We start from the raw sequence: 25,664 nt of genomic DNA on the forward strand, positions 1-25,664 counted from the left end.
GGGTGGTGCCGGCCCGCCCATCCGTTTTTGCGGTCTGCAACTTTTCCCGAAAACGGCCTTTTGCGCCAGGAAAATCAACTGGTGTACGACCTACTGGGGCCATCGGATTCCGCCTTTGAATGGAGTAGCTATCTGACCTGGGGATACTCTTTAAGGCATATTCTCGACGACCGAGATGCGGCAGTCAAGTAGCTCTCAGGTCGTACACTACTTGTTTTTTGGCGCAGAAACGGGTTTTGGCCGAAAGGAGCGGGCGGCCGGCATTCGCGCCGGGGTGGGGTGCGAGCTTTCATCACAAGAAAGTGCACCGGCGGGAAGTCTGCCGGTGCACTCTGAAATACATATGGGACAAGGAGAATGCCGTCGTTCCGAACGGCTAGCCGACGAAGCCGACGCGGAGCTTCTCGATGGAGCGGAACTCGTCGTCTGCCAGGGCGCGCTCCACGTCGCCTGCGCTCAGGCAACGGTCGAGCTTGCCTTGTGCCTTATTGGTCACGACGTGGTCGAGCAGCTTGCGCATCGTACGGGCGTTGGCGAATCCCTCCTGCTTCGACAGCGAGGGAATGTGCTGTTCGAGCACGTCTAGGGCATCCTTCTCCACGGCGAACCCACGGTCGTTGGCCATCTTCCCGAAGATGCTCAGCAGGTCGGCGCTGCCGTATCCGTCGAAGCGGACCTCGAAGCCGATGCGGCCCTTCAGGCCTGGGTTGTGCTTCAGGAAGTCCTCCATCTCGTCGGGGTAGCCGGCGAAGATGACGATCACCTCTTGGCGCAGCTCCTCCATCAGCTGGTTGATGGCGTCGATGGCCTCCTGCCCGTGGTCGGCGCTGCGCGAGGTCGGGTCGTTGCGGCTCAGCCGATAGGCCTCGTCGATGAACAGGATGCCGCCGCAGGCGCTTTCGAAGGTCTTCCGCACGAAATGCGACGTCTCGCCCACATAGGGGCTGATCAGGTCGGTGGCGGATGCGTTGACGAACACGCCCTTGCCTGAGGTCACGCCCTTGCGGTCGTAGAGTTCCAGCAGGGCGCGGGCAACCATGGTCTTGCCGCCGCCGGGCGGGCCGACGAACATCATGTGCAGCGAATCGACGGCGTCGCGCCCGTAGGCGCCGATGGCCTCGACGATCGACATGATCGTCTTGACCTGCTTGTCGAGCCCGATGAAGCCGTGTTCGAGCAGCCCCGACTCGGACTGCGGCTTGATGGCCGCCAGGCTGGTCTTGTCCGTCTTCGGGTTGACGGCGTTGATCCGCGTGGCGACCTGAAGGGCCTTCTTGTCGGAGAAGTTGATCTTCAAAGGTGCGCAGGAAACCTGGCATCCGTCGAACATCTTCCGGATGGCCTCCTCGGCCGATTCCTTCGCGGCGAACGGCAGGACGGCGGTTCCGTCTTGGATGCATGCGCGTCCGAACAGGACCTTCGCGCCCGATCCGACAAGCAGGTCGCAGGCGAGCACCACCGATGCCCAGTCGATGGTGTCCTGGGGGAATCGGACCTTGCCCGCGCAGTACTCGGGCAGATCCATGCTGAACAGGTCGTCCATTGCCGTTCACTTCCTTTCGAAAAGAGGGGCGGACGTCGTCGTCCGCCCCGGTTGCCGTGCCCTAAATGAGGGAGAGCAGATCCTCCAGAAACGGAAGGTCGTCAGGCGGGGTCTTGGCCGGCGCGCTCAGGGCGCGCAGCTCGCCGATGTGCGCCTCGATGAAGTCCTTGGCCTGCATGATGAAGGCGTCCATGGCCTCGTCGTCGGGGTAGCGGCAGGTCCAGGTCTTCATATAGGCTGTCTCGCCGTCGCGAAGGTCGACCTTCACGGGGGCGAAGGCGGGGTCGGCGATTGCCTTGGCGGCCACTTTGCAGGCGTAGTCGTCGACGCGGTCCTTCGCGACCTTGTCGATCAGCTCGACGCGCGCCCAGACGCGGGGGAATCGCTCGTCGTCGTCGCGGGCGTTGGCAATCTTGATGGTGAAGGTTTCGCCGGCGGCTTCGAACGTGCCGGAGTGGCCGGTCTTGTCCTTCGGGCGGATTTTCGCGGCAGTGCAGTTGATGTAGGGGATGTCGTTGTAGCTGTCGAGAAGCATGGCTGACTCCTTATTTCTTGGTTGTCGGATGAGCGGTTAGTCGGCAAGGCTTTCGCGAAGTGCGCGCAGCAGTCCGAGGGCCTGCATGGGGTCGCCGCTGCGCTTGATGGCTTCGCTGGGGGATTCGCCCTGCTCAATGGCGCGAAGCGGCGCGATATCCTGGTCGTAGCACATGGAAACGCAGGTCACCATGTGGTCGGGCGCCTCGTCGTCGATGCTGCGGTCGAGGTAAATGAGTACTTCGCCGTCGTCTGCAAGCTCGAGCGTGCCCACCTTGTGTAGCCAACCGGAGAGATGTCCGGTCAGCGCGACCATCGCAGCCTTGTTCTCGTCGTTGGCAAAGGTCTTCGTGTGGGCGAGCGCGCGCATGACTCCATCCTCGGGTATCGAGATTTCGACCTCTATGCCGTCGCGGTAGGCCAGCCATCCCTCGCCGTTGCGGATGTAGTACGAGTTGCTTTCTTCGAGCATTGCTTCCAGCTTTTCCTTATCAGTCATATTGGGCTCCTTTCGTCGTGCTTGACGGCCTGCCCGCCTGGGGCCGAGCCGAGTGTGATTACACGATAAAGAGCTGGTCATAAGCTGATTGCGCAATCCGATGCGACAATCACCCGAGCCTTTCTTGTCGCACTGCGGGCCGTGTGACGGGTGGTTTGGCGGAAATGGGGATAATGGGGACCGTCCCCTTTGTCCCACGTGCAACGAGAATCGGTTTTCGTGCGCACTTAGGGGGATAATCGGTAACAAATTGTGCGGATGAAGCCGTCTGGAAGCGCGCGCTTGCTCCGTTATGCGTCTGTTACGCCCCAAAAGATGGCTAACTGTGGCGTTACGCAGGGTATCCTTCGCGCGTTCGAGGCAATCGGGAGGTCTGGTTTTGCAGATTATCCCCCTAAGTGCGCAGAAAACAAGATTTTCGTTGCAGATGCCGCCTCGGAGAGCAGTGTCGTTGGCAAAAGCCAGTCCGCAGGGCCCGTGCGATACTGACTCCGTCCATCCGTGCGAAGCTGGTGGCGTTGAAGGATTTCGAGTACGAAGACCCCGGTCTGGGCTATCCGAGGTGGAAGCTCGATGCGGTGAACCGCCTGAAGAACCGCATGATCGATGACATCCTTCTTTAAGAAGGCACGCGATGCAACTTTGAGCATTTGTGCCATACGAGCCCGAGGCGCGTCACCCGCTCGCCAATGAAGTGCGGACTGCAAATTGTCGTTTGCGATGTGTTGTTATGCGCAGATAAGTCACAAAACCCAATCGAACGTCGTAAACGGCGCGGCCGCTTGCAAATGCAGGAAACCGCATGGGGAGTTTTCGGCGGAGAGAAAAGGTCGAATACGTACGACCTGCTAAAATAGGCAATCCGCCTGCTGGGCGTTCGGTATGGGGACGCCGAGCTGGCTGATGAAGGTAGAAAAAAGACCAAGGGGGTAAAAATGGCAGCGAAGATCAATACTGACGAATGCGTCGGCTGCGGAGTGTGCGCCGATTCGTGCCCGAACGAGGCAATTGAGGTCGTTGACGGCGTGGCCGTCGTGAACGAGGCCGAATGCGTCGACTGCGGCGTCTGCGTCGACGAGTGCGCCGTGGAGGCTATTACCGTCGAGTAGCAGCTAGAAAAAGCAGGCAGGCCAATAGCCCATAAAGGCCGGCCATGCGCGAAACCCCCTGGCATATACGGTTTTCACCGGTTGTGCCAGGGGGTTTGTTTAAGCTGGCGAACGTCGGCCCGCAAACCGGTATCTCACACGTGTGCACGAAACTGAGAAGCGTACGGAAAGGGGCGACATCAAACGCGGTTTTGAATATCGCGACCTGGGGAAACCCTGACGGATGGGGTTTCGACGGGTGAAAGGTCGGTTGGTTTCGACCCGTTTCTGTGGGTGTCCGTACACTTCTCGGTTTCGTGCGCATGGGGTGCGGCGTTCGGCCGTCTGGGCGCCCGGTGGCAGAGTCCGAGCGCCCGTGTTCACGCCGACGCAGCTACTCGGCGTCGTCGGTGTAATCGTAGAAGCCCTTGCCGGCAAGCAGGCCGGTCTCGCCTCGGTCGATCTTCTCCTTCAGCTTCTGGGCCAGGCGGTATTTCACGTGCTCGGGATTGTGTGCGTCGGGGTTCGACTGCAGCACGGCGTAAATGGTGGGCAGGCTTACCGTGTCCAGAATGCGGAACGGACCGCGGGGCGCGTCGAGTGCCAGGCACCACACCTTGTCGATGGTTTGCGGGTCGGCCACGTCATCGGCCCACAGGTTCTCAGCGGCGCCGAACCACGGCAAAAGCAGGCTGTTCAGCAGGTAGCCGAACTGTTCCCTATGCAGGCAGATCGGAATCATGCGGATGGACTCGGCGAAGGTCACCACGGCGTCGTAGGTCTCCTGGCTGGTGCCGGGGTGGTTCATGGCCTCGGCGGTGTTGCCGCGGTAGATGTCGTTGGCGAAATGCAGCGCCATGAACTTCTCGGGGCGGCCGGTGGCTTCGGCAAACAGGCTGGGCAGCAGGTACGAGCTGTTGGTCACGACCAGGGTCTTTTCGGGAAGCAGCGGTGCCAGCATATTATAGAAGTCGGTTTTCTGGTCCTTGCTCTCGATGACGGCTTCGATCACCAGGTCGGCGTCGGCCACGGCCTCGGCAAGATCGGTGGTCAATCTGATGCCGGCAAGCGCCGGAGCCACTTTCGCTTTCAGGGCGTCCAGCTCTTCGGGGGCGGCGCCTTCGTCGGAAAGGCCGCGGGCGCGCACGCTCGGGTCCGCTTTTGTGGCCTCCAGGACGTCCTCGTAGGTTTTGGCGTAGCGCTCGAGCCGGACCTTCGCACGCTCCAGCGAAGCGTCCGTGCGTCCCCAAACGGTGACGTTCAATCCGCAGTACGCAGACTGCAGGGCAATTTGGCTGCCCAGCACCCCGCCGCCGGCGACGGTTACGTTTTTGATGGCCATACCTGCTCCTTTCTTTTGTAGATGTGCCCTTCGGGTCACGGTGAGGCCACCTTACGAGCCGCAGGAGAAGGCGACAATCCGCGCAATGGTTTGATTTTCGAAACAGGGCATGCACGTAAGGTCGCATGGGGACGGGCGGGGTCAACAAAAGGAAAGAACAGGCGTTTGAACAGGGAATACGTCAGACCAGCGGCGGGGTGCCCTTCTGCTCCAAATTGACGATTCGTTTCAGCTCGTAGCGACGGGTGACGCCCATCTTCCGATAGATATGGTTGATGTGGGTCTTCACGGTGCCGGGCGAAATGAACAGCTTGTCGGCGACTTCCTGAATGCTGTTGCCCTGCATGATGTGCACCAGCACCTCTTCCTCACGGTTGGAAAGTCCGTACTCGCCGGCCACGTCGGCGCAGCGGCGGTTGACCGCCTCGTGGAATATGACCACGCTGACCTCCATGTCGCGGGGGTCGGGGTCGCGCATGCGGTCGGCCACGGTGGGGGAGACGTCACCATCGGACTTGGTGCGGTCGGAGAATTCGAACAAAAACCCGCCGTCCTCGGGCGTAAACGCGGTATACAGCACGAACAGGCAGGTCATAGCGGCAACAAGCGCCATGGCGAAGAAGCTCGAGCCTGCGGCGGCATCCATGACGGTTTTTCCCACGACGCGTCCTGCGGCCGAGCTGATCATGGTACAGCTGAAGGCGAAGCCGCCCAAGCGCACCACGGACGTCTCGAAACGGTTGGCGGTTTCGCACAGCGTGACCACCAACAGCAGCAGCTCGATGGAAAACGCCGTGGAAACCAGCACGCCGCCCAATGCCGTGCTGAATCCCAATGCCATAAGCCCGAAAACCATGACGGGTTGCGACAGGCGGTACAGAAAACGGATCGAAAGCCGTTTCGGGCGCAGGGCCAAAAGCATTGTGACCACCAGGCCCACGATGCCGAATCCGACGGCCCAGTAATACAGCTTGCCGAACCCTGCGTCCACAACGCCGAACACGAACCCGAACAAGGCCGACGTCATGATGGCGGCCTTCAGGATGCCGAACAGCTCGGAGGTGCGCCACGGGAAGCGGGGCGAATCCACGTTGAGCTGCAGCTTGCCGATCCGTTTGTCCATATCCTTAAACCGGCCGTTTTCGGAAATGACGTTCATGCCGTGCAGGAACCCCAGATAGGAAAGGACGGGAAGCAGGGCGGCGGCGAACACCTGCAGCACATCGGGCAGAACGAAGGCCGCATAGCACACGGCGGGGACAAGCAGCATGGCCGCCCCGAAGCAGAATCCGGCGCAGCGGGTTTGCGCGTAGCCGAACAGTTCGCACCAATACAGAAGGAACCATCCGTACTGCACGCCCACCAGCAGCGAACCGGCAAGGCTCAAGAACGCGGCGAACCCGGGAGCCGCGTATGAGAATCCGGCAAGAAAAACGCCCACCACGGCCAGCGTCAGAAACGTGATGTTGTTCGACGGTCGCAGCGGCACCAGCATGCGCGAGAAGAACACGGCCAGGACCATGAATCCGGCGTAGCTGGCGATAAGTGCCAGCCGGTTCGCGAAAAAGACCAGGTCGGTGGCGCTTGCATTGCCAACGACCTGGAAGTACACGAACCCCCAGGAAAGGTATGCGGCAAGTCCGCCGATGACGACGGCAAGGGACCGTTTCGGATAGATGCCTTGGGGATGATTCGTCATGGTTCCTCCTTGGCGTAGCGGGGTGGAATCGATGGCGGGTCTCGTTGGGGCGGGTCGGCTTGAAAGGGTTTGCGGCAGACGGCCGCATGTCGGCGGGCACGGGGCGGCTGGCGGATTGCGTCGCAACATCGGCGGGCCGGTCGGACTCGCCTTCGCCTGTGCCCGGCGTCATTGTACCCCATGTGCGCGACGGACGTTTTCGCCACTATGGTTGATGGGTCCCAAACACCTATAACCTTTGGTTAGATTTACGGTTTTTCGAATCAAACCCGTTCGGGATTGTCCGTTTCCCCCGCGGTCCGTATCGTTCGGGCCGCAAGTTTGGGCCGCAAAGGGCGCCCAATGGATGAAAGGAAGGGGACATGAGTCATTTCCTGACCGAGGACCAGAAGCTGATCGTCCAATCCGTCCGTGAGTGGTGCGCGTCGTCGCGCACGCAGGAGCTGGCGGCAGCGTGCCGTGCCAGCGGGCAATTCTCTCGCGAGCTGTGGGAGCACATGGCCGAGCAGGGCTATGTGGGTGCCACCATTCCGGAGGAGTACGGCGGGCTCGGCTACGACCAGACCACGTTCTTCCTGATTGCCGAGGAGCTGGGTAAGAACGCGTTCCCGCTGATGGGGGCCTTGACCGGCCACTGTTTGGGGCTGCTTCCCATCGAGTATTGGGGAACCGACGAGGTGAAGGCGAAGTATCTGCCGCGCATCGCCGCAGGCGAGATTCTGCTGTGCGGCTCGGTGACCGACCCGGCCGGTCTTACCAACTTCCCCGAGTGGGGCCTGCAGGAGGAGAAGGTGGACGGCGGCTGGAAGTTGAACGGCACCAAGGTGCTGGGCACGAACGTCCAGAACGCCGACGTGAAAGTGGTGTTCGGCCGCCCGGGCCCCAACCGCAAGCACATGTTCGACCACGTGTACCTGGTGGAAAAGGATTGGGATGGCGTGAATCCCGGCGAGCAGGAGCGCAAGCTGGTTCCCGACGCGTCCGACTGGGGCACGCTGAACCTGAATGACGTGTTCGTGCCCGACCTGAACCGCATCGACGACAACGGCACGGGCGACGACTGGTTCGGCCTGAGCTTCATGCAGCTGGCACTGTCGGGCCTGGCCATGGGGCTGGGATGCTTCAAGATGGCCATGGGCTTCACCATGCAGCGCTCGCGCTACGGCCGTCCGCTGATCAGCCTGCAGTCCGTCAGCCACAAGATTGCCGACATGGCCATCCGCAACGAGATCAACCGCTGCCTGGTGTACACGGGCACGCGCCTGTGGGACGAAGGCCGCGGCGACGAGTGCTTCCGCATTGGCGCCATGGCGAAGGCGTACGTGACCGAAGAGACCAACAAGACCGCCCACGATGCGGTTCTGCTGCACGGCGGCGTGGGCTACACCATTCCCGCCATCGTCGGTCTGCTGTACGCCAGCTCCATCCAGCTTGAGCTGGCCGAAATGCCAGGCGACGTGCATCGCGACATCATCATGGAGACCTACGGCGTCAAGCCTGGTTGGAAGAACGGCCAGGACTAACGCAGACGTCGGCGTCGGAAACGAAAGGAGGGCGGTATGCCGGCAATCGTGGCATGTTACAAGTGGGTGCCGGACGAAGAGGGGATCCGCATCGGCGACGACCGGTCGGTGGACATCTCGCGCGCCCGCTGGGAAATCGGCAGCTTCGACCGCAGCGCCATAGAGGCGGCCGTGCAGGCGACCGAGGCTTCGGGCTGGACGCCCGTGACGCTGACATACGGTGGCGAAGGTGTCGAGAAATCCCTGAAGGACGCCTTGTCCCGCGGCCCGGAGAAGGGCTACTGGGTGGCTTCCGACCAGCAGGATCAAGCCGACGGGCGCGCGACGTCCAAGGTGCTGGCTGCCGCCGCGCACACGCTGGATGACGTGCGGTTGGTGGTGTGCGCCGAGGGCGCAAGCGACACCTACGCCCGCCAGGTGGGGCCGCGTTTGGGCGTTTGCCTGGGGTGGCCGGCGGTCACGTCGGTCCTCAGCTTCGAGCTGGGTGAGGACAGCGCAACCGTGGTGCGCAAGCTGGAAGACACGCTGCAGACCGTGGAGGTGCAGCTGCCTTGCGTGCTGTGCGTGCTGCCCGAAGGTTTCGAACCGCGGGTTCCCGGGTTGAAGGCGATTATGGCTGCCAACCGGAAGCCCAAGGAGCGCATCGATGCGGCCGACCTGGGAGCAGACGAGGCCCCGCTTGCGGAGCGCGTGAGCCTGGAAGGCTTCGCAATGGCCAGAAAGAACCTGGTCATAGCCGAAGACGACCCGGCCGTTGCCGCCCGTGAGCTGGTGGCTGCCCTACATAAGGAGGGGGTGCTGTCATGAGTGTGGCATTCGTGTACGCCGATAAACCGTCGGCGGCCGCCGAGCTGATCGGCATCGGTAAGCGCGGCGGGTTTAAGACCTTCGCGCTGGCCTTTTCGGAAGAGCAGGCGCAGGCCCTGTCGGATTGCGGCGCCGATGGCATAGTTGCGGCCGAAGGGGCTGCCAGACCCGTCGAATGCAGTGCGCAGGGCGTGGCTGAGCTGCTGCGGCAGCGCGGGGCCGACGTGTTTTTGGTGGGTGCAAGCGCCCAAGGGCGTTCGCTCGCAGCGCTTGCGGCGGCTCACCTGGATTGCGCCATGTCCAGCGACGTGGCATCCGTGGAGCTGGACGGCACCTTTGCAACCGTCACCCGAGCCATGTACGGCGGTGCGGTGGTGGAGACCGCCCGGCTGCCCTATCCGGCGGTCGTCACCGTTTCGGCGGGGGCGGGCGTGCCGGTTGCGGGGTGCTCCCCGGTGGAGCATGTGCGGCTGGAAAGCGACGATCGCGTTCGGCTGCTGGACGAAACCCCTGTTGAGAAAAGCGGTGCCGACCTGCACGCCGCGAAGGTGATCGTTGCGGTGGGCATGGGCGTGCGCGAGCAGGCCGACATGGCCATGATCGAGGCGCTGGCCGAACGGCTGGGTGCGGGGATCGGCTGCACGCGCGGCATAGCCGAATCGCGGCGATGGCTTCCCGTGGAACAGTACGTGGGGCTGTCGGGCGAGGACGTGGCTCCCGATCTGTACCTTGCCATAGGCGTATCGGGCCAGGTCCAGCACGTGGCCGGCGTGCGCGGCGCCAAGATTATCGCCGCGGTGAACTCCGATGCGAACGCGCCCATATTCCGCGCGGCGGACTATGGCGTAGTCGGCGATTTGTACAGCGTGGTGCCTGCGCTGATCGATGCGGCTGCGGGCCTGTAGGCGAATAGATGTGAGCTATAGGGCACAATTTCCGAAACTTATATATGTGAGCTATAGGGCACATTGCGGCTTGCAGACCGAAGTTTCGGACGTACGACCCAACCTCGATGTGAGCTATAGGGCACATTTCAGGATGACAGATGTGAGCTATAGGGCACATTTTCGCCCAAAGCTCGAAAAAACAAAGCACATAGCGTCAGGCGAAAGGACGCCTTCGACGCTGGATCATGCGAAAGGAAAGGAGGCCGGATCATGGCCGAAATCAGCTTCAAGAAGACCCCCGAGGAAATTGCTTATTTCAAGAACAACCCCATCGTCATGGGTGACGAGGAGGGCCTGTATTTCGCCTACATTACCGACCCTGAGGCCCTGGCGAACGCCCTGCCCGCGGGCATGGAGATCGTGTCGCCGGTCGTGTTCGGGTACGTGACGCACATCAGGAAGCCGTCGTTCTGCATCGACTATCTTGAGGCCGCGATCATGACCATCGGCAGCTTCGACGGGCAGCCGGGCGTGTACCCGCTGGCGTTTCTGCTGGACAAGGGCGACACCGGCACCTTCTTGGGTCGCGACATCCTGTCCATCCCGAAGAAGACCGCCGACTCCATCGTGCTGAACCGCAGCGGCGACGAAATTACCGCCAAGGTGACCCGTTTGGGCGTCGACGTGCTGGACATCACGGCGCAGATCGGGGATTTCAACGACCCCATGTGCGCGCAGGTGTTTGCGGCCCGTGAGCCGGGGGCCGAGGTGCCGGGCTTGAACTACTTCTACAAATACGACGTTGACCTGGGTTCCGACGGCAAGGTGCACATCGGCGGCGTGCGCCTGCTGGCGTGTCCCATCACCATGACCTACCACTCGTGGGAAAACGCGTCCGTCAACGTGGGCCTGGGCGCCTCGGAAGACGACCCGTGGGCGGCGCTGCCGGTTTTGAAGCCGCTGGGCGGTGGCTGGACCAATTTCGACTGCCGTATGGACGGAGTGGCCAAGGTGGTCGCCATCGACGGCGATGCGGCTGAAGACGTTATCGCCAAGAACTTCGCTGCGCGTTACGACCGATTCGCCATGAACGCCAAGTAGGAAGGGGTGCACGGTATGAAATTCGGGAAGGCTTTGCTCATTTCGTTCATCGTTATCGTGATTCTGGTCGTGATCATCGTCGGCATAAACGCCGCGGGGCTTATGGTCACATGGCCGATTCTGTTCTGCGGGTATTACTTCTGCAATCCAGGCAACATGGACCTGAACAGGGTCCCCGGCCTGGCCATCTGGGGCGCCGTCGGCTTGGCCGCCGGCCTGTTCGAACCTTATCTGGGCGCGGCGTTCGGCGAGCTTGAGGCCTTGCTGGGCCTGCTGGTGGCCGCGATGGTCGTTATCGCGCTGGGCATGACGGGCGGTCTGCCATGGGCCGAAAGCCACTTCATGCTGCTGATGCTGACGGTGGCCACGGGCGGCACGCACCTGATGACGGTGCAGGACATGCCGCAGATTTGGGTCAGCTATGCGGTGGGCATTTTGATCATGGCGCTGATCGGACTTACCAAGAACGCCATTGTGGCCCGCGGGAAGAAGAAGGCCGCCGTTGCGGAAGGAGAGTCGCAGTAGCTTCCGACGCAGGCCGGGCTTCGTAACATAGTGCGCGTAACCGCCGGCAGGGCAGGCCGAACAAGGTCCGCCCTGCCGGCGATTTGGTGAACAGCCTCACGGCGCCCTTCGACGTGCAATACGCGCTGGTGTTCGCGATTCCATGGATGCCTCTTATAATCTGCGGTAACTAAGTCATTTGGATACTTACCGCAGATTATAGTGTTGCACTGCTTGAGGGCCGGAACGGAAGCCAACCAGGAACATGCAAGAGAGCCCCTTTCTGGAGACTCCGCGTCCAAACTGCGAGACGGTTTTCGCTCTGGCATAGCGCATTACGTTCATTTTCCGTTGCACGATTCCGATTGCATAGGCTGTCGCTTCCGGCTTGGGGTGGCCGTCATTGTGCGTCTGAAGGGCATCATCGCATGGATGGCGGCTGAATCTATTGGCTCGCATCTCCGGGGCGTTGTCCTGCGATTGCGTGGATCAGTTCGTTGGCCCACTCGATTGCGTCGTTCAGGTCTTGCAGCACGGGTAAGTCTGCGGCTGCCGAAGCATAGAGTTCGCCCCATCCGGTCCCGCAACGTATCTCGCAGGGCCATGGTTGCGCTTTTCTGTAAGCGAATAGTCTTTCGCACGTTTCTCTCGTTTTTCGCAGGTCAACGCTCCCGTGCTTGGAGATGAGCTGCAGGTCGACAAGGTCGTGCGCCCGTTTGCTATTGGGTTCGCTCAGACCATGAAGTTTCTGGGCAATCTGATGGTGCAAAGGCATAAGGGGTATCGGCCCGGGCTCGGGGAAGCCGAGAAGCGTGAACATTTCTGCCACGTCGGGAGACATTGACAGCTCTGGTTCACATGCGTCTCCGATCTCGTTGTGGCCGACCTCCAACGGCACGGTGCACCAAGCACGTCCGGCGTAGGAGAGCTTCACGTCGAAAGGCTGCATAACATATCGGTGGGGAACATCCGCAGGCGATGCGGGCGTGCGCGTAACGATTCGTCCAGTGAAGCCCTCCCAGCCTTCGTCAAGTCGCTCGGAGAGCTCGTCGATGAATCTGTCGAGGCTCTCGCTTCGCGCCGTATCGAGGTCGGTTGTGAAACGGGTGGCCGAATTCCCGAAGCGAAGCTTGAGGGCGGTGCCTCCTTTGACGACGCCGCTCGGCAGCAGCTGTCCCACTATGGCATTCGCAATGGTTGTGCGGTAACGGACGAAATCCCGTTCGGAAGACGTGATGCGGCGGATAGCCATGTCGAGATTTCTGGAGTTGTTAGGCCTTTTCATGACGTTCGATCGCCTCGATTGTAGCTTGATAGTTCTTTGGGGTTAGGTAGCCCTCGTTGCGGGCTCGCTCGGCTGCGGCTCGCAGGCGTTCAGGCATCACAGAGCCGATGCACGAACGAATTGCGGAACCGATTTCCTGCGATGGGATTCCCTCGTATGCGGTCACATCATGCACTTCGCCTCGAACAATCGTTTCGAGACCATCAACTTTTCTCCCTCGGACCCGATGCGGCGATGCGACGTAGATTCGCGACGGGTCCGTGGGCGCGAGGTTGAGCAGGGCGATGACGGATTCTCCGTATAGATAGGCGCCATTGCCGACACGGGCGACGGCAATGGCGTACGAATCGTTCTCGTGAGGCACATGGCGCACAAGCCTGTACAGTCCGTGCGAGACGTGGCTCAACTTGCCTCGGTGAGCGAGTTTGGCCAGTTCAACCGAAGGTATACCGGCTTGTTGCGCCTGCTGGGTCGAAATGAGGTAGTAGTTATCGACCGCGATTTCGTATATGTCGTCATAGTATGTCATGGCACAATAATACCAAAAATGGTATTGTTGTGCCATGTCCTTCAAAAATCGAGCAAAGTATGACGTTGGACCGCCGTTCACTACTCCGTCCGTCCGTTTTACTCCGCTGTCCGTGGGCGCACAGAGCGGCGTTCTACGACACGGTTTGTTGCTTTGCGCGTTGCCTTCCAACATCGGTGACCGCCATCGCATACAATGCAAGGCCTGAAAGCGACTGCCGCCACGCCGAAGGAGGAAGGTGCCCATGATTACGGAGAACGACGCCCGCGAGGTCATTCGGCTGGCTGCGGATGCCGGAATCGCCGTGTGGCTGGACGGAGGCTGGGGAATCGATGCGCTCATGGGGCGCCAGACCAGGCCGCATAACGACATCGATATCTTCGTTCAGAGAAAAGACGCGGACAGGCTTGTCGACCTGCTGGTGGCGAAGGGGTTCGCAGAAAGGCTGATGCCGTACACGCTTGCGGACCACACCACGTGGGAGGACAAAGGCGGCCGCACTGTCGACCTGCACGTGTTCGACTTCGCGGACGACGGCCGAATCGTGTTTCTGGGGGAGAGCTATCCGGGCGAGGTCTTTTCGGGGAAGGGGACCATCGGCGATATGCCGGTCGACTGCATAGAGCCGGCAAGCCAGCTCATGTTCCACTTGGGCTACGACCACGACGAGAACGACCTCCACGACGTTCTGCTCCTGTGCCAGAAGTACGGCTTCGACGTCCCCGACGAATACCTCGGGTAGGCTTTGGGGTTGGGCGTTTTCACGCTCATCGCCAAAGTCTTGGGCAGGTGCAAAGGATCAGAGAATAAAACTCAGGCTGAAGGGTCGGTCATTTTTAATTCAGCATGCCGCGAAGGGCGTTTTCGCCGTGCACATGGGAGCCCCGGAAACGAGACTGTGCCGCCTGGAATCATGCGCGGATCGCCGAATATCCGTCCGCGCGTTTGCCGCAAGCCGGTCTGTATAGTTAGCGCAATATCAGCATTGGAAACCAGAATCCGCTAAATAAAGCAGAAAATGACATTATAATAAGCGTAAACTAGTTTACATAAAGAGGTTACCGCGTTTTATAGGAGATGCAACATGGCCATGATCGGAAGGCGAGACGAGCAAAAACTCTTTCTTGAATGGATAGGCTCCGATGCTGCAGAACTCATTTGTGTATATGGAAGACGGCGCGTGGGAAAGACCTTCTTCGTGAACGAAGTTCTGAGCGATTATTACGCATTCGATGCGAGCGGTCTTTCCGAGGGGAATGAGAGGGCGCAGCTCAGAGGGTTTCACGAGGCGCTGCTCGACTACGGAGACACAAGCGTTGAAGCTCCGAAGGACTGGTGGGAGGCCTTTCGCAGGCTTAAAACCCTTCTCGACAAGGACACGTGCCCCCGTTCACCCGAGGGCAAGCGGGTCGTCTTTCTGGACGAGCTCCCCTGGTTTGATACGCCGCGATCTGATTTCCTTCTGGCTTTTTCCGATTTTTGGAATCGGTGGGCGCAACGACGACCCGACGTAAAGGTGATTATATGCGGTTCGGCAACGTCGTGGGTGCTCCGCGAAATCCTGCGCACCGAGGGCAGCCTGAACCGTCGTGTGACCCATTCGCTCTACCTTGCCCCGTTCACCCTGAAGGAGACAGAGGAGTTTCTGCGGGTGGAGAAACGCCTTGACTGGTCACGCCGAGACGTCATCGAGTGTTACATGGTGTTCGGTGGGTTGCCGTATTGCCTACGCATGATCCAGGCACGCCTGAGCCTTGCCCAAAACATCACCTCGTTGTGCCTTTCGCCGCAGGCACCTTTAAAGGACGAGGGGAGAAGGCTGCTCGATTCGACGCTGTCTGACAAGCCGTTGTATTACGACGTGCTTTCCGCGCTCGGCAAGAAAAAGATCGGCATGACTCGCAAGCAGCTTGTAGATGCGTTGGGCGTGAAGGATGGAGGCACTTTCACTACGGCGCTGAGCGGTCTCGAAGAGTGCGGATATATCCGCCGATACAAGAGCCCCTATCGAAAGGGGCGCAAGACGATGTATCAGCTCATCGATCCGTTCCTGCTGTTCAGCTTCAAGTTCATCGGCGAAGACCGCGCGGCGTCGGACTGGGTTTCCTATTACGACACCCCCAGCTACCATGCCTGGCGGGGCAACGCGTTCGAGATTGTGTGTCTGAGCCATCTGCCCCAGATCAACCATGCGCTATCTCTGTCCACTATGAAGACGGTCGAGTTCCCTTGGAGCAGCAACGCGGATCCGGGGGCGCAGGTGGACCTGGTCATCGAGCGAGCGGATCGGATTACATATCTTTGTGAGATGAAGTTCACCGATGCGCCGTTCGTCATCAGTTCGGCGTACGCAGAGGATTTTGTTCGCAAACGTGAGGTGTTCAAAGCGGAAAGCGGCACTTCGAACAGCGTGCAACTGGTCTTAGTCGCTGCGGCGGGATTGAAGCAGAATTCGCATTCCGACCTGCTGTCTCAAACGATAACGGGCGACGATCTGTTCGTCTTCTAGGCGTCCGCATGGAAAGGAGCCCAGAGGGGCCCCACCTTCCGGTCGGATGGGGTTCTCATCTGCGTTGACGTGCTTGGAGGCAAAAGAGAAGCCAGGCGAAATATAGGGAAGCGCAGGGAACGGCGAAGGACCGCGCCCAGAAGCGCGACAGGCTCGACGCGAGGGCGAACAGACGCTCGAAGAGCTGCGCGGGCGAATCCAGCGAAATCTGGTGCAAAAAACGGCGATTTGGCCAACTGGGCTCGATGTCATGTCGCCGGGGCAGCCGTCCTTTATTGGGCCGAGAAATGCCGTCTTCTCCTAGCGCGTGTGCACGAAACCGAGAAGTGTACGAGTCGGCTACGTTCGGCGTGGCCTTTGGAAAATCGCGACCTGGGGAAACGTCGAGCCACATGATGCCAAGCGGATGAAAACCGGTCGTTTCGGGCCTGTTTCGGCGGGCTTTGCCGTGCACTTCTCGGTTTCGTGCACATGGGAGCTCCGGAAACGAGACTGAGCCGCCTGGAATCATGCGTGGATCGTCGAATATGGGACCCGCGGGTCGGATCCGGTTTACGAGGCGATGCGCTCCAGCAAGTCCGAGGGGCTGCAGTGCAGCACGGTGGCGATGGCGACGGCTGTTTCCAGCGAGGCTTTGTTCACGTCCTTGCGGCGCTGCTCGTACTGCTGGATGGTCCGCACAGATATTCCGGACAGCTGCGCCAGCTGCTCTTGCGTGAGGCCGGAGAGTTTGCGCAGCCGCTTCAGGTTGGTGTCGGGCATCGCCTGGCGATACAGCTGCACCATGCGGTCCACGAACTGCTCGACGTTCATCTCGTGGTATGCGCCGTACAAGTCCTCGATGACCTCCATAGGCACGGCCGTTAGGATGGCGCGGAACGTGAGGCCCGTTTCCCACTGGAAATAGGCGAGCGCCCAGCCGATCCAGTACGCCTTGCTGCCGCGCTCGCGAGGGCGCATGGCAAGCGGGCGCTGCAGCCCGACCGTCTCCTCGAACACGCGCAGGGCGAGCTCGTTTCCGCTCATGCCCATGATCACGGCTGACTCGCCGCTTTCGAACCGGCGCGCAAGGCCCGACTCGATGAACAGCGCCATGAAGTCTTGAGGGAGATATCCTGCTTCGTTTACGGCGAAGTCCATGGCGTACCCGAGCGTGGCCTGGGCTTTCGGCCGCATGTTGTCATCGTAGGCGTGGATCATCGGGCCCCACCTTCTGGTCGAGGATGTGCAGGATGTACAAGTCGTCGGGCTCGCGGCGATTGCGCTCAAGGTTGAAATAGGCCGATCGGATAGCATAGAACCCGCGCCCGTAGTCGTTTCTCGCCCGGCCTCCGCCGAACACGGGCTTGTCCACAACGTGGTCCGACCCATGGAATAATACCAGCTTCGCCATGAACCCCTCCTTTCGTTCGCTTTGGCTATCGATTATACCAAAACTACGCCCACAGGAGTAGTAATGCTGAACAAAGGGAGTCTCCCTTCCGGTCGGATGCGGTTCTCATCTGCGTTGACGTGCTTGGCGGCAAAAGGTAAACTAAGTGAAAATTAGGGAATAAAAGGGAAATTTAGGGAAATAAAGGGAAAATGCCCATGGGAGCCAATCCATTCACTCCGACGTTCGGTAGCGTCCCGCCTGAGCTTGCGGGGCGTGCTCAGCTTATAAAGGACATCCTGGAGGGGTTGGAGAACGGCCCCGGAGACCCGAATCGTGCGAGCATATTCGTAGGCCCCAGGGGGTCCGGGAAGACGGCTTTGCTAGCCGCAATTGCAGAGCAAGCCGAGGAGATGGGCTGGATAAGCGTCAACGTGACAGCACGTGAAGGCATGCTTGATGAAATCATGGTTCAAACACGGGAAAAGGGCAGCCATCTTATCAGGCCCGAGGCATCGTCGCACGTGACCGGCGTGCAGATCCGCGGCGTCGGGTTCTCCCGAGAGCTGGTTGACAGGCGCTCGACATGGCGTTCGGAGATGACCGCGATTCTTCAAGAGCTTAACGATGCGGGAGCTGGCCTTCTGATTACGGTGGATGAGGCGGCGTCGAGCTCCGAAGAGCTGTATACGTTGGTCGATGTGTTCCAGCACTTCGTTCGGGAGCATCGGAACGTGGCTTTGCTTCTGGCGGGGCTTCCGCATAACGTATCGCTGCTGCTTGATGACGATGGCATTTCGTTCCTCCGGCGTGCGTTCAGGCATTCTATGGAGGCGATCGACGACAATGACGTAGCCGACGCAATAAAAGAGACCGTGGAAAACGCGGGAAGGTCGATTGACCCAAAGGCCCTTGCGCTGGCTGCGCGCGGTGCCGGCGGATTTGCCTTCCTTATCCAGCTTATTGGCTACCATATGTGGCGGCAGCATCCGAACGAGGAACGTGTGACGCTTGAGGACGTTGAGAACGCTCTGGCGCTGGCGAAACACGATATGGAGCGAATGGTTCTGGAGCCCACGGTTCGCAGCTTGACGCCTCGCGAGATGGATTATCTGCTTGCCATGACGCAAGACGGCTCGGTGAGCCAGGTGTCTTCGATCGCCGAGCGCATGGGGGTCGCGCCCAACAACGCTTCCAAAGTGCGCAAACGCTTGGTCGAGCGCGGCATCATCGGTCCGCGCGGGCGAGGCAGAGTGGCTTTTGAGGTGCCGATGCTGAAAGAGTACTTGCTCGAGCGGGCTGGCGAGCTCTGATGAAGGCGTAGGCAAAATGGCGGCAACACAGGAGGACCAGAAGGGATGGTCTTCTGGTCGGATTCGGTTTGCACCTGCGGTCCGGCTTAAGGACGCATTTGAAACGACGTCGGCGTACACTGTCGAGTCATGGCTAGCACTTTCAAGAAATGGGGTTACGCATGGGCGAAGTCGATGCGCTGAGCGAAATCATCAGGGAGCTTTACGCGATTGTCAAACGGCTTGAGGAAGAGTACCAAGACCAGGAAAGACATTTCACGCTTGACGGTCATTTGGTTGGCAGCATCGGCGAAGTGTATGCGGCAAAGCGCTATGGGCTAAAGCTGTTCCCCTCGTCACATGAGAGGCACGATGGCGAAACCCTGGATGGAACAAGGCGACTGGTGCAGGTCAAGGCGACGCAACGAAATTCGGTCGGAATCAGCTCGGAGCCGGAACACCTCATCGTGCTGCGTATAAACGAGAACGGTGAATTCGAAGAGGTGTTCAACGGGCCAGGCAACATCGTCTGGGCGCTGTTCGAAGGGAAGCCCCTCCCCAAGAATGGTCAGTATCAGGTCTCGGTCGGCAAGCTGGCTAAACTCAACGAGGCCGTAGCCGATGGCGATCGGATTTAGTCGGCATTTGGGTGGCAGCAGCTGCGCACAGCCATGCTCCAAAGATTCTTGATTCTGATCCGTCTTGGCATGGTCAGGGTTTTTAGCGTGGCAATTCTTCGTGTTCGGCTGCATCAGCCCAATGCGGAACGTTGTATCAGCGGAGCATGAAACGGTGTATCAAATAAATCGAAATCGTCAGCCGCACCCCGAGAAGCAGTAGAACAGGTCCGTCAGGTGCGACGGGTCGAAGCCATGCAGGTCGAGCGTCGCGAACGCGCAGGAGCTGAACGTGTAGCACATGGAGTGCACGTTGCCCATGCCGGTGAAGCGGCGAGGCTCGTGCAGCTGCGGAACAAGTAGATCAGCCCCTGCTGCGTTTCCTGCTGCTCCTAGCCCTGTTGTTGCGACGCGTCCTGCGCACCCTGCGTGGCCGCCTGCCCACCATTGGCCTCACCGTCAGCAAAATGGTTTGACGCGAGATGGACGTGGAAGCATGGCTTGGAAAAGTTGGGACGATAGAGTGGGAGTAAACTCGTAGTTCTACACAATACTACGCCTTGCTACTTTATGGACATGTTTCCGCAGGTAGTAGGCAAATTCCATGCAACGACGCGCGACGGCTCGCAACGACTCGTTCCGACCGAAGCGCGTCTTTTCCTTATTTTTCCTTACGGCTTCTTACGCGTTGTAGCGCGTTGTCGCTTTCCGTTCGGCCTTGCTTAAACCCTTTCTTGCGCACCGATTGCGCTGCTGCCCAATGGCTAAAGCCGTCTTTGCTAGAATACGACGCAAGGACTTAGCTGATAAGTTTGAAGGAGATTGCAATGATCATCTTCGGTTTTGGGTATGACAAAGACGGTTTCAACAAACATGGTTTTGACCGCGAGGGATATGGCCGTTCGGGCTTTAATGCCGATGGCTGGGATCGCGATGGCTACGACCGTGTTGGCTATGATCGTAAAGGCTACGATAGGGATGGCTACGACAAAAAAGGCTATGACAAGCATGGCTTCAATCGTGATGGTTACGACAAAAACGGTTATGGCAGAGATGGTTATAACAAAAGAGGTTATGACAAGAAGGGCTTTGGAAAGGATGGCTATAACGCTGCAGGTTACGATGAGCGCGGTTTCAATCGCCAAGGTTTTGACAGTGAAGGGTACGACAAAAAAGGTTTCAATAAGAAGGGTTTTGACAGGGACGGCTACGACAAAAATGGCTTAGACAGCCAAGGTTATGACCGCGATGGATACAACACCGATGGCTGGGATCGCGATGGCTATGATCGAGATGGCTACGATCGAGATGGCTATGATAGGAACGGCTTTGACCGCAATGGCTTTGACAAAGAAGGCTATGACGAAGCCGGCTTCGACGCGGAAGGCTACAGGAAATCAGGACTTGATCGCTTTGGCTACGATCGCGAGGGCTTCGACTATTACGGCTTTAACAAAGACGGCTTCGATAGAAACGGTTTTGATAGAAGCGGCTATGACAGCGAAGGTTTCGACAAAGCCGGGTTCAATAAAGATGGCTTTGACCGAGACGGATTTGACAAAGATGGCCTAGACAAAGAAGGCTATGACAAAGATGGTTTTGACAAGTGCGGTTTCGATAAAAACGGATTCAATAAAGATGGTTTTAATGCTAGGGGTTTTGGAGCTGATGGGCTGCATCGTAATGGTACGCAATATGACGAAAACGGCTTTAACTCCGCAGGACTCAATGAGTTAGGGCTAGATGAAGACGGTTTTAATTGCGATGGCCTGAAACCGTTGGAAATCGAAGATAAAGGACAGCTCATACACGAAACCGTCGATGAAGAGATTAATCCTAGATCGCGTGCCGAAAGTTGGTGTCACGGGCCGCTTTGAGATAGGAGCGGCCATTGCCTAGAATCGGTTTTTGCAGAAACGAACGATTCGAGAGAAAGGCAACGGCCACCATGGACACTCTACAGGAAAAGGAAGCTTTGAAAAACCTCCCGTTCAGGGAGGACGGAACGATAGACCTCGTCGAGCTCGCGAGGGTCCAGCTGGAGGCGACGGTCAACCAGATCATGGACTGGCAGGCCGACGAGCTGTGCGGAGAGGGCAACCGCCGCAACGGCTATCGCGAGCGCAAGCTCGTCACCGTGCTCGGCGAGATCACGCTGCGCATACCGAAGCTGCGCGAGGGGACGTACTTCCCAAGCGAGCTGATAAGGCCCTACTCGCGCGTGGACCGCGCCATGATCGCGGTCGTGAAGGAGGTCTACGTGCGGGGGCTGTCGACCCGCAAGATCGAGAAGGCCGCAGACGCGCTGGAGTTCGCGTCCCTGAGCCCCTCGCGCGTCTCGCGCATGACCTCCGACCTCGACGAGGAGGTCGCCGCGCTCAACGCGGAGCGCTTCGACGGCGTCGAGTTCCCCTACCTGTGGCTGGACGCCACCTACCTCAGCTGCCGCGACGAGGGCCATGTGCAGTCCAAGGGCGTCGTCACGGCCATAGGCTGCGGCGACGACGGCTCGCGCCGCTTCGTCGGCTTCGGCGTGGTCGACACGGAGTCGGCCGTGTCGTGGAAGGCGTTCCTGCGCGGCCTGCGCAAGCGGGGCGTGACCGGCGTCAGGTGCGTCGTCTCGGACGACCACGAGGGGCTCGTGCAGGCGATCGCGGAGGTCTTCCAGGGCGCCGCGTGGCAGCGCTGCATCGTGCACCTCGAGCGCAACGTGGCCGGCTGGTTCTCGAAGAGGGAGGACAAGGCCGTCGCCACGGCGGCGATGAAGGCGGTGTTCGCCGAGCGCGACCCCCAGCTCGTCCGGGCGGCGTACCGCCAGGCGACCGAGCGCATAGCCGCGCTCAAGCCGCATGCGGGCGAGCTGCTGGAGGACGCGGAGCCCGACGCGCTGGCCTACCTCGACTTCCCCTACGAGCACCACGTGAGGCTGCGCACCAACAACGTGCAGGAGCGCGCCAACGAGGAGATAAAGCGCAGGACCAAGGTCGTCGGGGTCTTCCCGTCGGTCGAGTCCATGATGCGGCTCGTGGGGTCCGTGCTCATCGACGTCAACGAGGAGTGGCTCGAGATGAACTTCATCGACGCGGCGTCGCTCAAGGACGTCCGCCGGTCCGAGCCCGATCGCTCCCCGATCCCCGAAGACGTGGTCGAGCTCGCCAGGGTCCGAGTCATGACGGCAATAGAGGAAAAACTGGGAAGGGCTGCGTGATGCGGATGGTGTAGGATGTAACCGGTTCCGGGTGATGCTGCGTTTGCTCGGGCGGGCTAAAGCCCGCACCTCGCAAACGCAGTCGTGACACCAACAATCGGCGCACTACCTAATCCTATCGTTCGTAGAGCATATTTAATGTGCGAAGACGGAGATTTTTTGAAAGCGAATGAGCTTGTTGAAAAGGCGCTTAACAGTAATCCTGAAGACGGTAATGCCTATCTTGCCGCATTGATGGTCGAAAAGCACGTTACTAGCGAGGATCAGCTTTCTTATGTTAGCGCGTTCGATTTTGAAGATATAACCGAAAGCGCAAACTATTCAAAAGCGGTTAGATTCGGATCTGAAAAGGTCAAAGCGAGACTTGGCGCATACGCTCAGAAAAATAAAGCTCTTGTAGATGATTGGGTTGTGCTCGAAAGAGATGAGTCAAGGGGTCGTATTCTCATCATGTCTCGTTATGCAATGAGCCGTGATTACAATATCTCTGACGAGCGCGAGAGAAGCCTTGAAATGGATGACGTTGCCTCTATTCCGGGTAATTACATTACTTGGGAAGATAGCGTTATTAGAAAATGGATGAATAGCACTTACTTGGATAGTGTTCCCTTGTTTATTAAGGCACGTATCATCGAGTCTGAAGTTTATACAGCAGGCACAGAGCGTTATTGGTATCATTATCCGAGTAATTGGCAGGTTCCTGCGTGCACGACCTGGGATAAAGTCTTTTCTCTTAGTGTAGATGAAGTTGAAAAGTATTTTTGGAATAAACGCGATAGAATAGCTCGCTACAAAGATAGTTATTATGCTGCAACATGGGGTTTAAGGTCTCCGGGGTTCCGCAGAGTAACTATGTTCCATGGTCTTGGGTGGGACAATATGACTGATAGCAATGCTGTCGTTTGCTACGGTAACGTTTCTGTTAGCGATGGTATGTGGGGCAGCGCATATGGCAGAACTGCAGGCAGTTATGGAGTTGATCGCTACGCTGATGGTATTGACTATCGTCCAGCTATGTGGATAGATGGTAATGTAACGCCATCGGAAGCAAAAGCTCATAATTGGTTCCCCGAATTTGAAATTTCATATATTGAAGATATACGAGCTGGCGCGACAAGGAATATTTCGTTCGGTGGTTATCTTTGGCGCGTGCTGGTGGCTACGGATGATGCGGCTCTTCTGATAACAGAAAATATCGTGCGTGATGCAAGTTATACTGGCAAAACAATAGACAGTATAGAAAGAAACCCCTCTATCAATTGGGAAAACTCTCCTGTTCGCAATTGGCTAAATGGTGAGTTTATTGACGAGATGGACGAGGAATCTGCGCAAAGAATTCTTTCCAAGAAGAACATTACTCACGACAACGCCTTTATTAAGAACGCAACAAGTTTCGATGATACGTATTTACTTCGTCATACGGAATATGCGCCGCAAATTACAATTGATAAGGTCTTTTGTTTAGACCCGTTTGAGGCTTCGAAGTATTTCAGCGATGACGATGATAGGATTTGCATGCAAACAGGCGATCCCACAGCATGGCATCTTCGTTCATTCAGCAGGGATGTCGACAGCTATGCCTTCAAAGTGAGCGCGCAAGGTCATGTTGACTGGCGCGGATACACTGCAGTGGCTAATTTTGGAATCAGGCCCGCAGTCTGGATTAAGCTTCCTTAAATCTCGTTTCACTCGCTGTTAAAGTGTTGTTAGAGTCAGGCGTTTACCGCTGGTTGAATATGCCCGACTCTAACAACGGTAGTTACATCGCTTTTTCGCCTGCAGCTTCACTGGGGTCTTCTTCCTGCTCGGCATAAAAGCGCCTATATCGCGACAAGGTAAGCTTCCCTAAGGTATGAACTATTTGGAAGGTTCGATATCCTGTCCGTCACTACACTCTTGAAAATCGCTAACTCAGTGTTGCTTTTCACCTGCTTGATTGGCGTTGCTAAGAATTCCGAGAACAGCATGTATTTGAACGTTACAGTTATAGGGCCATATGAGATTGACTCGCCATCTTCATGCGTGCTTATCCTCGAATTGTTATGCGACAGGAATATCACTGTAAGCGTCCAGTCGCCTTGACCATATGCGGCTTCCAGCTTCTTAGCCGAAGCGGAATTATCCGGTTTAATAAATTGATGTGACCGTCTATGTAAACGTCAGACAAGCTTCCGCCATGTGGTTCAAATGCAATGACATTTCGTGCTTCGACGTCGATACACTCAACGTCCCCAAATTTTTAAGTTGAAAGATTAGTTTCGTTTACGGACGATCCGATTCCTGCAATTCTGTATTGGTCTTCACGGTATTGAATCGATACAGCATAATCTACAGCACGCTGCTCGAATGTGCCACCTGTTGCCGTGTTTGCAGCTGCCACATTCGCAAGGTACCGGTCAATTGTTTCCTCCGTTGGCTTTGGCATCTTGGCCGGTTCCGTTACCGTCATTTGTTGATGGCGAACCATTAATGCTCTTATTAGGCGCGCTACGTACTTTCGCGTCGGATAAGCGAGCTTTCCGAGTACTTCGAAAATCTCCATCATCCTGTATGGCCCGTCGCCTAGCTCCCTATTAGGACGATTGTATTTAGATTTCGCCCAAGACCAATCAAGGGAATACACCGATTTAGCATTGTTTAGATATGGCTCATTTGCGTTTGCTTCATATTCTTCCCATAGTCTGTTCAACCCCCCGCCGCGTGGCGAGAACTCATAGATTACTTCACCAGGTAGTTTGTCGAATTTCTTTACTGTAGATAGCTCGAAATGCAAGATTACGCGATGCGGGTCAAAGGAGATTTCAAACAGCCTCTCCAGGTCGTCAGCTATGACTGTGTCTACGTCAAGCCGCGCAAGGGCTGTGCTTAGTGTTTCAATCGCTTCTTGCTCCGTGTCGTTGCCATAGAACCGGTTAGCGTAATCTGCATCGGAATCGTACATTTCTTCGATGTCGTTCTTCGTGAAGCTATCGTTTGAACTCTTGTAACCCATGCTCATTGCAACGGACTCAATTACGTTCCATGGGTATTGATCGAGTCCCACAACCGACGATATCCTTCCGTAGCTCAGGCTGCACGTGCCCCTTAGTCGCGATATAAGCGCCGCATTCTCTAATACCTCTACTGCTTCTGGGCGTGATAGGTAATACGAGTTCTCAAGCTTGTCTACACAGGTAAAGTATTTCTGAGCAAGGTTTCCAAGCTCTGGAATTCCTGCAAGTGTCAGCATCACGCTCTTTTTCAGTGTTGGCGTTGCTTCGCCGCCATCCATCCACAGTCGCCATGCCTCGGTTAGCTCATCATGCGCTTCTGTATCGGTAAGCCC

At 58.0% G+C, this 25,664-nt stretch carries 23 protein-coding genes; 13 read left to right on the top strand and 10 right to left on the bottom strand.

Annotated features, from left to right (window positions below; translation table 11 throughout):
• Nucleotides 1-376: 376 nt before the first annotated feature.
• The 3 genes from SHEL_RS01270 to SHEL_RS01285 form a co-directional block, all read right to left on the bottom strand.
• Nucleotides 377-1,543, bottom strand: a complete 1,167-nt coding sequence (locus SHEL_RS01270; protein WP_012797437.1) for an AAA family ATPase — start codon at nucleotides 1,541-1,543, stop codon at nucleotides 377-379.
• Between the two features lie 61 nt (nucleotides 1,544-1,604).
• Entirely contained in the window at nucleotides 1,605-2,078 is a 474-nt protein-coding gene (locus tag SHEL_RS14115; protein ID WP_012797438.1) for a hypothetical protein, read from the bottom strand.
• 36 nt (nucleotides 2,079-2,114) lie between these two features.
• Nucleotides 2,115-2,576: a hypothetical protein gene (locus tag SHEL_RS01285; RefSeq protein ID WP_012797439.1), complete on the bottom strand. Its 462-nt coding sequence runs from the start codon at nucleotides 2,574-2,576 to the stop codon at nucleotides 2,115-2,117.
• A gap of 935 nt (nucleotides 2,577-3,511) precedes the next feature.
• On the opposite strand from SHEL_RS01285, the gene SHEL_RS01290 reads away from it, so the two are divergent.
• Entirely contained in the window at nucleotides 3,512-3,685 is a 174-nt protein-coding gene (locus SHEL_RS01290; RefSeq protein ID WP_012797441.1) for an indolepyruvate ferredoxin oxidoreductase subunit alpha, read from the top strand.
• Between the two features lie 373 nt (nucleotides 3,686-4,058).
• Here SHEL_RS01290 and SHEL_RS01295 read toward each other — a convergent pair whose 3' ends face one another.
• A complete protein-coding gene (locus SHEL_RS01295) occupies nucleotides 4,059-5,006 on the bottom strand; it encodes a 3-hydroxyacyl-CoA dehydrogenase (protein WP_012797442.1) in 948 nt (315 codons plus the stop codon).
• A gap of 181 nt (nucleotides 5,007-5,187) precedes the next feature.
• Nucleotides 5,188-6,705 carry a helix-turn-helix transcriptional regulator gene (locus SHEL_RS01300; protein WP_012797443.1) on the bottom strand — a complete coding sequence of 506 codons (1,518 nt, stop codon included), beginning with the start codon at nucleotides 6,703-6,705 and terminating at the stop codon, nucleotides 5,188-5,190.
• 362 nt (nucleotides 6,706-7,067) lie between these two features.
• Here SHEL_RS01300 and SHEL_RS01305 point away from each other — a divergent pair, with 362 nt between their 5' ends.
• The 5 genes from SHEL_RS01305 to SHEL_RS01325 all read left to right on the top strand — a co-directional run bounded on the left by SHEL_RS01305 (nucleotide 7,068) and on the right by SHEL_RS01325 (nucleotide 11,548).
• Nucleotides 7,068-8,228, top strand: coding sequence for an acyl-CoA dehydrogenase family protein (locus SHEL_RS01305; RefSeq protein ID WP_012797444.1), 1,161 nt, complete (start codon nucleotides 7,068-7,070; stop codon nucleotides 8,226-8,228).
• Between the two features lie 36 nt (nucleotides 8,229-8,264).
• Nucleotides 8,265-9,035, top strand: a complete 771-nt coding sequence (locus SHEL_RS01310) for an electron transfer flavoprotein subunit beta/FixA family protein (protein WP_012797445.1) — start codon at nucleotides 8,265-8,267, stop codon at nucleotides 9,033-9,035.
• Nucleotides 9,032-9,940 carry an electron transfer flavoprotein subunit alpha/FixB family protein gene (locus tag SHEL_RS01315; protein ID WP_012797446.1) on the top strand — a complete coding sequence of 303 codons (909 nt, stop codon included), beginning with the start codon at nucleotides 9,032-9,034 and terminating at the stop codon, nucleotides 9,938-9,940. The genes SHEL_RS01310 and SHEL_RS01315 overlap by 4 nt, the downstream gene beginning before the upstream one ends.
• A 252-nt stretch (nucleotides 9,941-10,192) precedes the next feature.
• The gene (locus SHEL_RS01320) at nucleotides 10,193-11,023 is read left to right on the top strand and encodes an acetoacetate decarboxylase family protein (protein WP_012797447.1); all 831 of its coding nucleotides are present in this window, start codon (nucleotides 10,193-10,195) and stop codon (nucleotides 11,021-11,023) included.
• 15 nt (nucleotides 11,024-11,038) lie between these two features.
• A complete protein-coding gene (locus SHEL_RS01325) occupies nucleotides 11,039-11,548 on the top strand; it encodes a hypothetical protein (protein WP_012797448.1) in 510 nt (169 codons plus the stop codon).
• A 424-nt stretch (nucleotides 11,549-11,972) separates the two neighbouring features.
• Here SHEL_RS01325 and SHEL_RS01330 read toward each other — a convergent pair whose 3' ends face one another.
• Both SHEL_RS01330 and SHEL_RS01335 read right to left on the bottom strand, forming a co-directional pair.
• The gene (locus tag SHEL_RS01330; RefSeq protein ID WP_232001614.1) at nucleotides 11,973-12,707 is read right to left on the bottom strand and encodes a nucleotidyl transferase AbiEii/AbiGii toxin family protein; all 735 of its coding nucleotides are present in this window, start codon (nucleotides 12,705-12,707) and stop codon (nucleotides 11,973-11,975) included.
• A 91-nt stretch (nucleotides 12,708-12,798) separates the two neighbouring features.
• Nucleotides 12,799-13,377 carry a type IV toxin-antitoxin system AbiEi family antitoxin domain-containing protein gene (locus SHEL_RS01335; RefSeq protein ID WP_232001615.1) on the bottom strand — a complete coding sequence of 193 codons (579 nt, stop codon included), beginning with the start codon at nucleotides 13,375-13,377 and terminating at the stop codon, nucleotides 12,799-12,801.
• Nucleotides 13,378-13,585: 208 nt separating this feature from the next.
• Between SHEL_RS01335 and SHEL_RS01340 the strand changes: the two genes are divergently transcribed.
• Both SHEL_RS01340 and SHEL_RS01345 read left to right on the top strand, forming a co-directional pair.
• Nucleotides 13,586-14,083, top strand: coding sequence for a nucleotidyltransferase domain-containing protein (locus SHEL_RS01340; protein ID WP_012797451.1), 498 nt, complete (start codon nucleotides 13,586-13,588; stop codon nucleotides 14,081-14,083).
• A 348-nt stretch (nucleotides 14,084-14,431) separates the two neighbouring features.
• Complete coding sequence (locus SHEL_RS01345) at nucleotides 14,432-15,850, top strand: AAA family ATPase (RefSeq protein ID WP_269471198.1); 1,419 nt, start codon at nucleotides 14,432-14,434, stop codon at nucleotides 15,848-15,850.
• Between the two features lie 552 nt (nucleotides 15,851-16,402).
• On the opposite strand, the gene SHEL_RS01350 is transcribed toward SHEL_RS01345, so the two are convergent.
• Together SHEL_RS01350 and SHEL_RS15020 are read right to left on the bottom strand one after the other, a co-directional pair.
• Complete coding sequence (locus tag SHEL_RS01350; RefSeq protein ID WP_012797453.1) at nucleotides 16,403-17,050, bottom strand: helix-turn-helix domain-containing protein; 648 nt, start codon at nucleotides 17,048-17,050, stop codon at nucleotides 16,403-16,405.
• On the bottom strand, nucleotides 17,031-17,243 hold the full coding sequence (locus tag SHEL_RS15020) for a DUF3990 domain-containing protein (protein WP_012797454.1): 213 nt from the start codon (nucleotides 17,241-17,243) through the stop codon (nucleotides 17,031-17,033). The genes SHEL_RS01350 and SHEL_RS15020 overlap by 20 nt, the downstream gene beginning before the upstream one ends.
• A gap of 197 nt (nucleotides 17,244-17,440) precedes the next feature.
• Here SHEL_RS15020 and SHEL_RS01360 point away from each other — a divergent pair, with 197 nt between their 5' ends.
• From SHEL_RS01360 to SHEL_RS01380, 5 genes are all read left to right on the top strand, one after another.
• Entirely contained in the window at nucleotides 17,441-18,535 is a 1,095-nt protein-coding gene (locus SHEL_RS01360; protein ID WP_012797455.1) for an AAA family ATPase, read from the top strand.
• Between the two features lie 161 nt (nucleotides 18,536-18,696).
• The gene (locus tag SHEL_RS01365; protein ID WP_012797456.1) at nucleotides 18,697-19,152 is read left to right on the top strand and encodes a DUF6998 domain-containing protein; all 456 of its coding nucleotides are present in this window, start codon (nucleotides 18,697-18,699) and stop codon (nucleotides 19,150-19,152) included.
• A gap of 806 nt (nucleotides 19,153-19,958) precedes the next feature.
• Nucleotides 19,959-21,008 (top strand): hypothetical protein, encoded by a 1,050-nt coding sequence (locus tag SHEL_RS01370; protein ID WP_012797457.1) that lies wholly within the window; start codon nucleotides 19,959-19,961, stop codon nucleotides 21,006-21,008.
• 71 nt (nucleotides 21,009-21,079) lie between these two features.
• Nucleotides 21,080-22,339: an IS256 family transposase gene (locus SHEL_RS01375; RefSeq protein ID WP_012797433.1), complete on the top strand. Its 1,260-nt coding sequence runs from the start codon at nucleotides 21,080-21,082 to the stop codon at nucleotides 22,337-22,339.
• 138 nt (nucleotides 22,340-22,477) lie between these two features.
• Nucleotides 22,478-24,016 (top strand): DUF6273 domain-containing protein, encoded by a 1,539-nt coding sequence (locus tag SHEL_RS01380; protein ID WP_012797458.1) that lies wholly within the window; start codon nucleotides 22,478-22,480, stop codon nucleotides 24,014-24,016.
• 562 nt (nucleotides 24,017-24,578) lie between these two features.
• On the opposite strand, the gene SHEL_RS01385 is transcribed toward SHEL_RS01380, so the two are convergent.
• On the bottom strand, nucleotides 24,579-25,610 hold the full coding sequence (locus SHEL_RS01385; protein ID WP_126513712.1) for a hypothetical protein: 1,032 nt from the start codon (nucleotides 25,608-25,610) through the stop codon (nucleotides 24,579-24,581).
• Between the last annotated feature and the right edge of the window lie 54 nt (nucleotides 25,611-25,664).

Source organism: Slackia heliotrinireducens DSM 20476 (assembly GCF_000023885.1).
Taxonomy (GTDB): domain Bacteria; phylum Actinomycetota; class Coriobacteriia; order Coriobacteriales; family Eggerthellaceae; genus Slackia; species Slackia heliotrinireducens.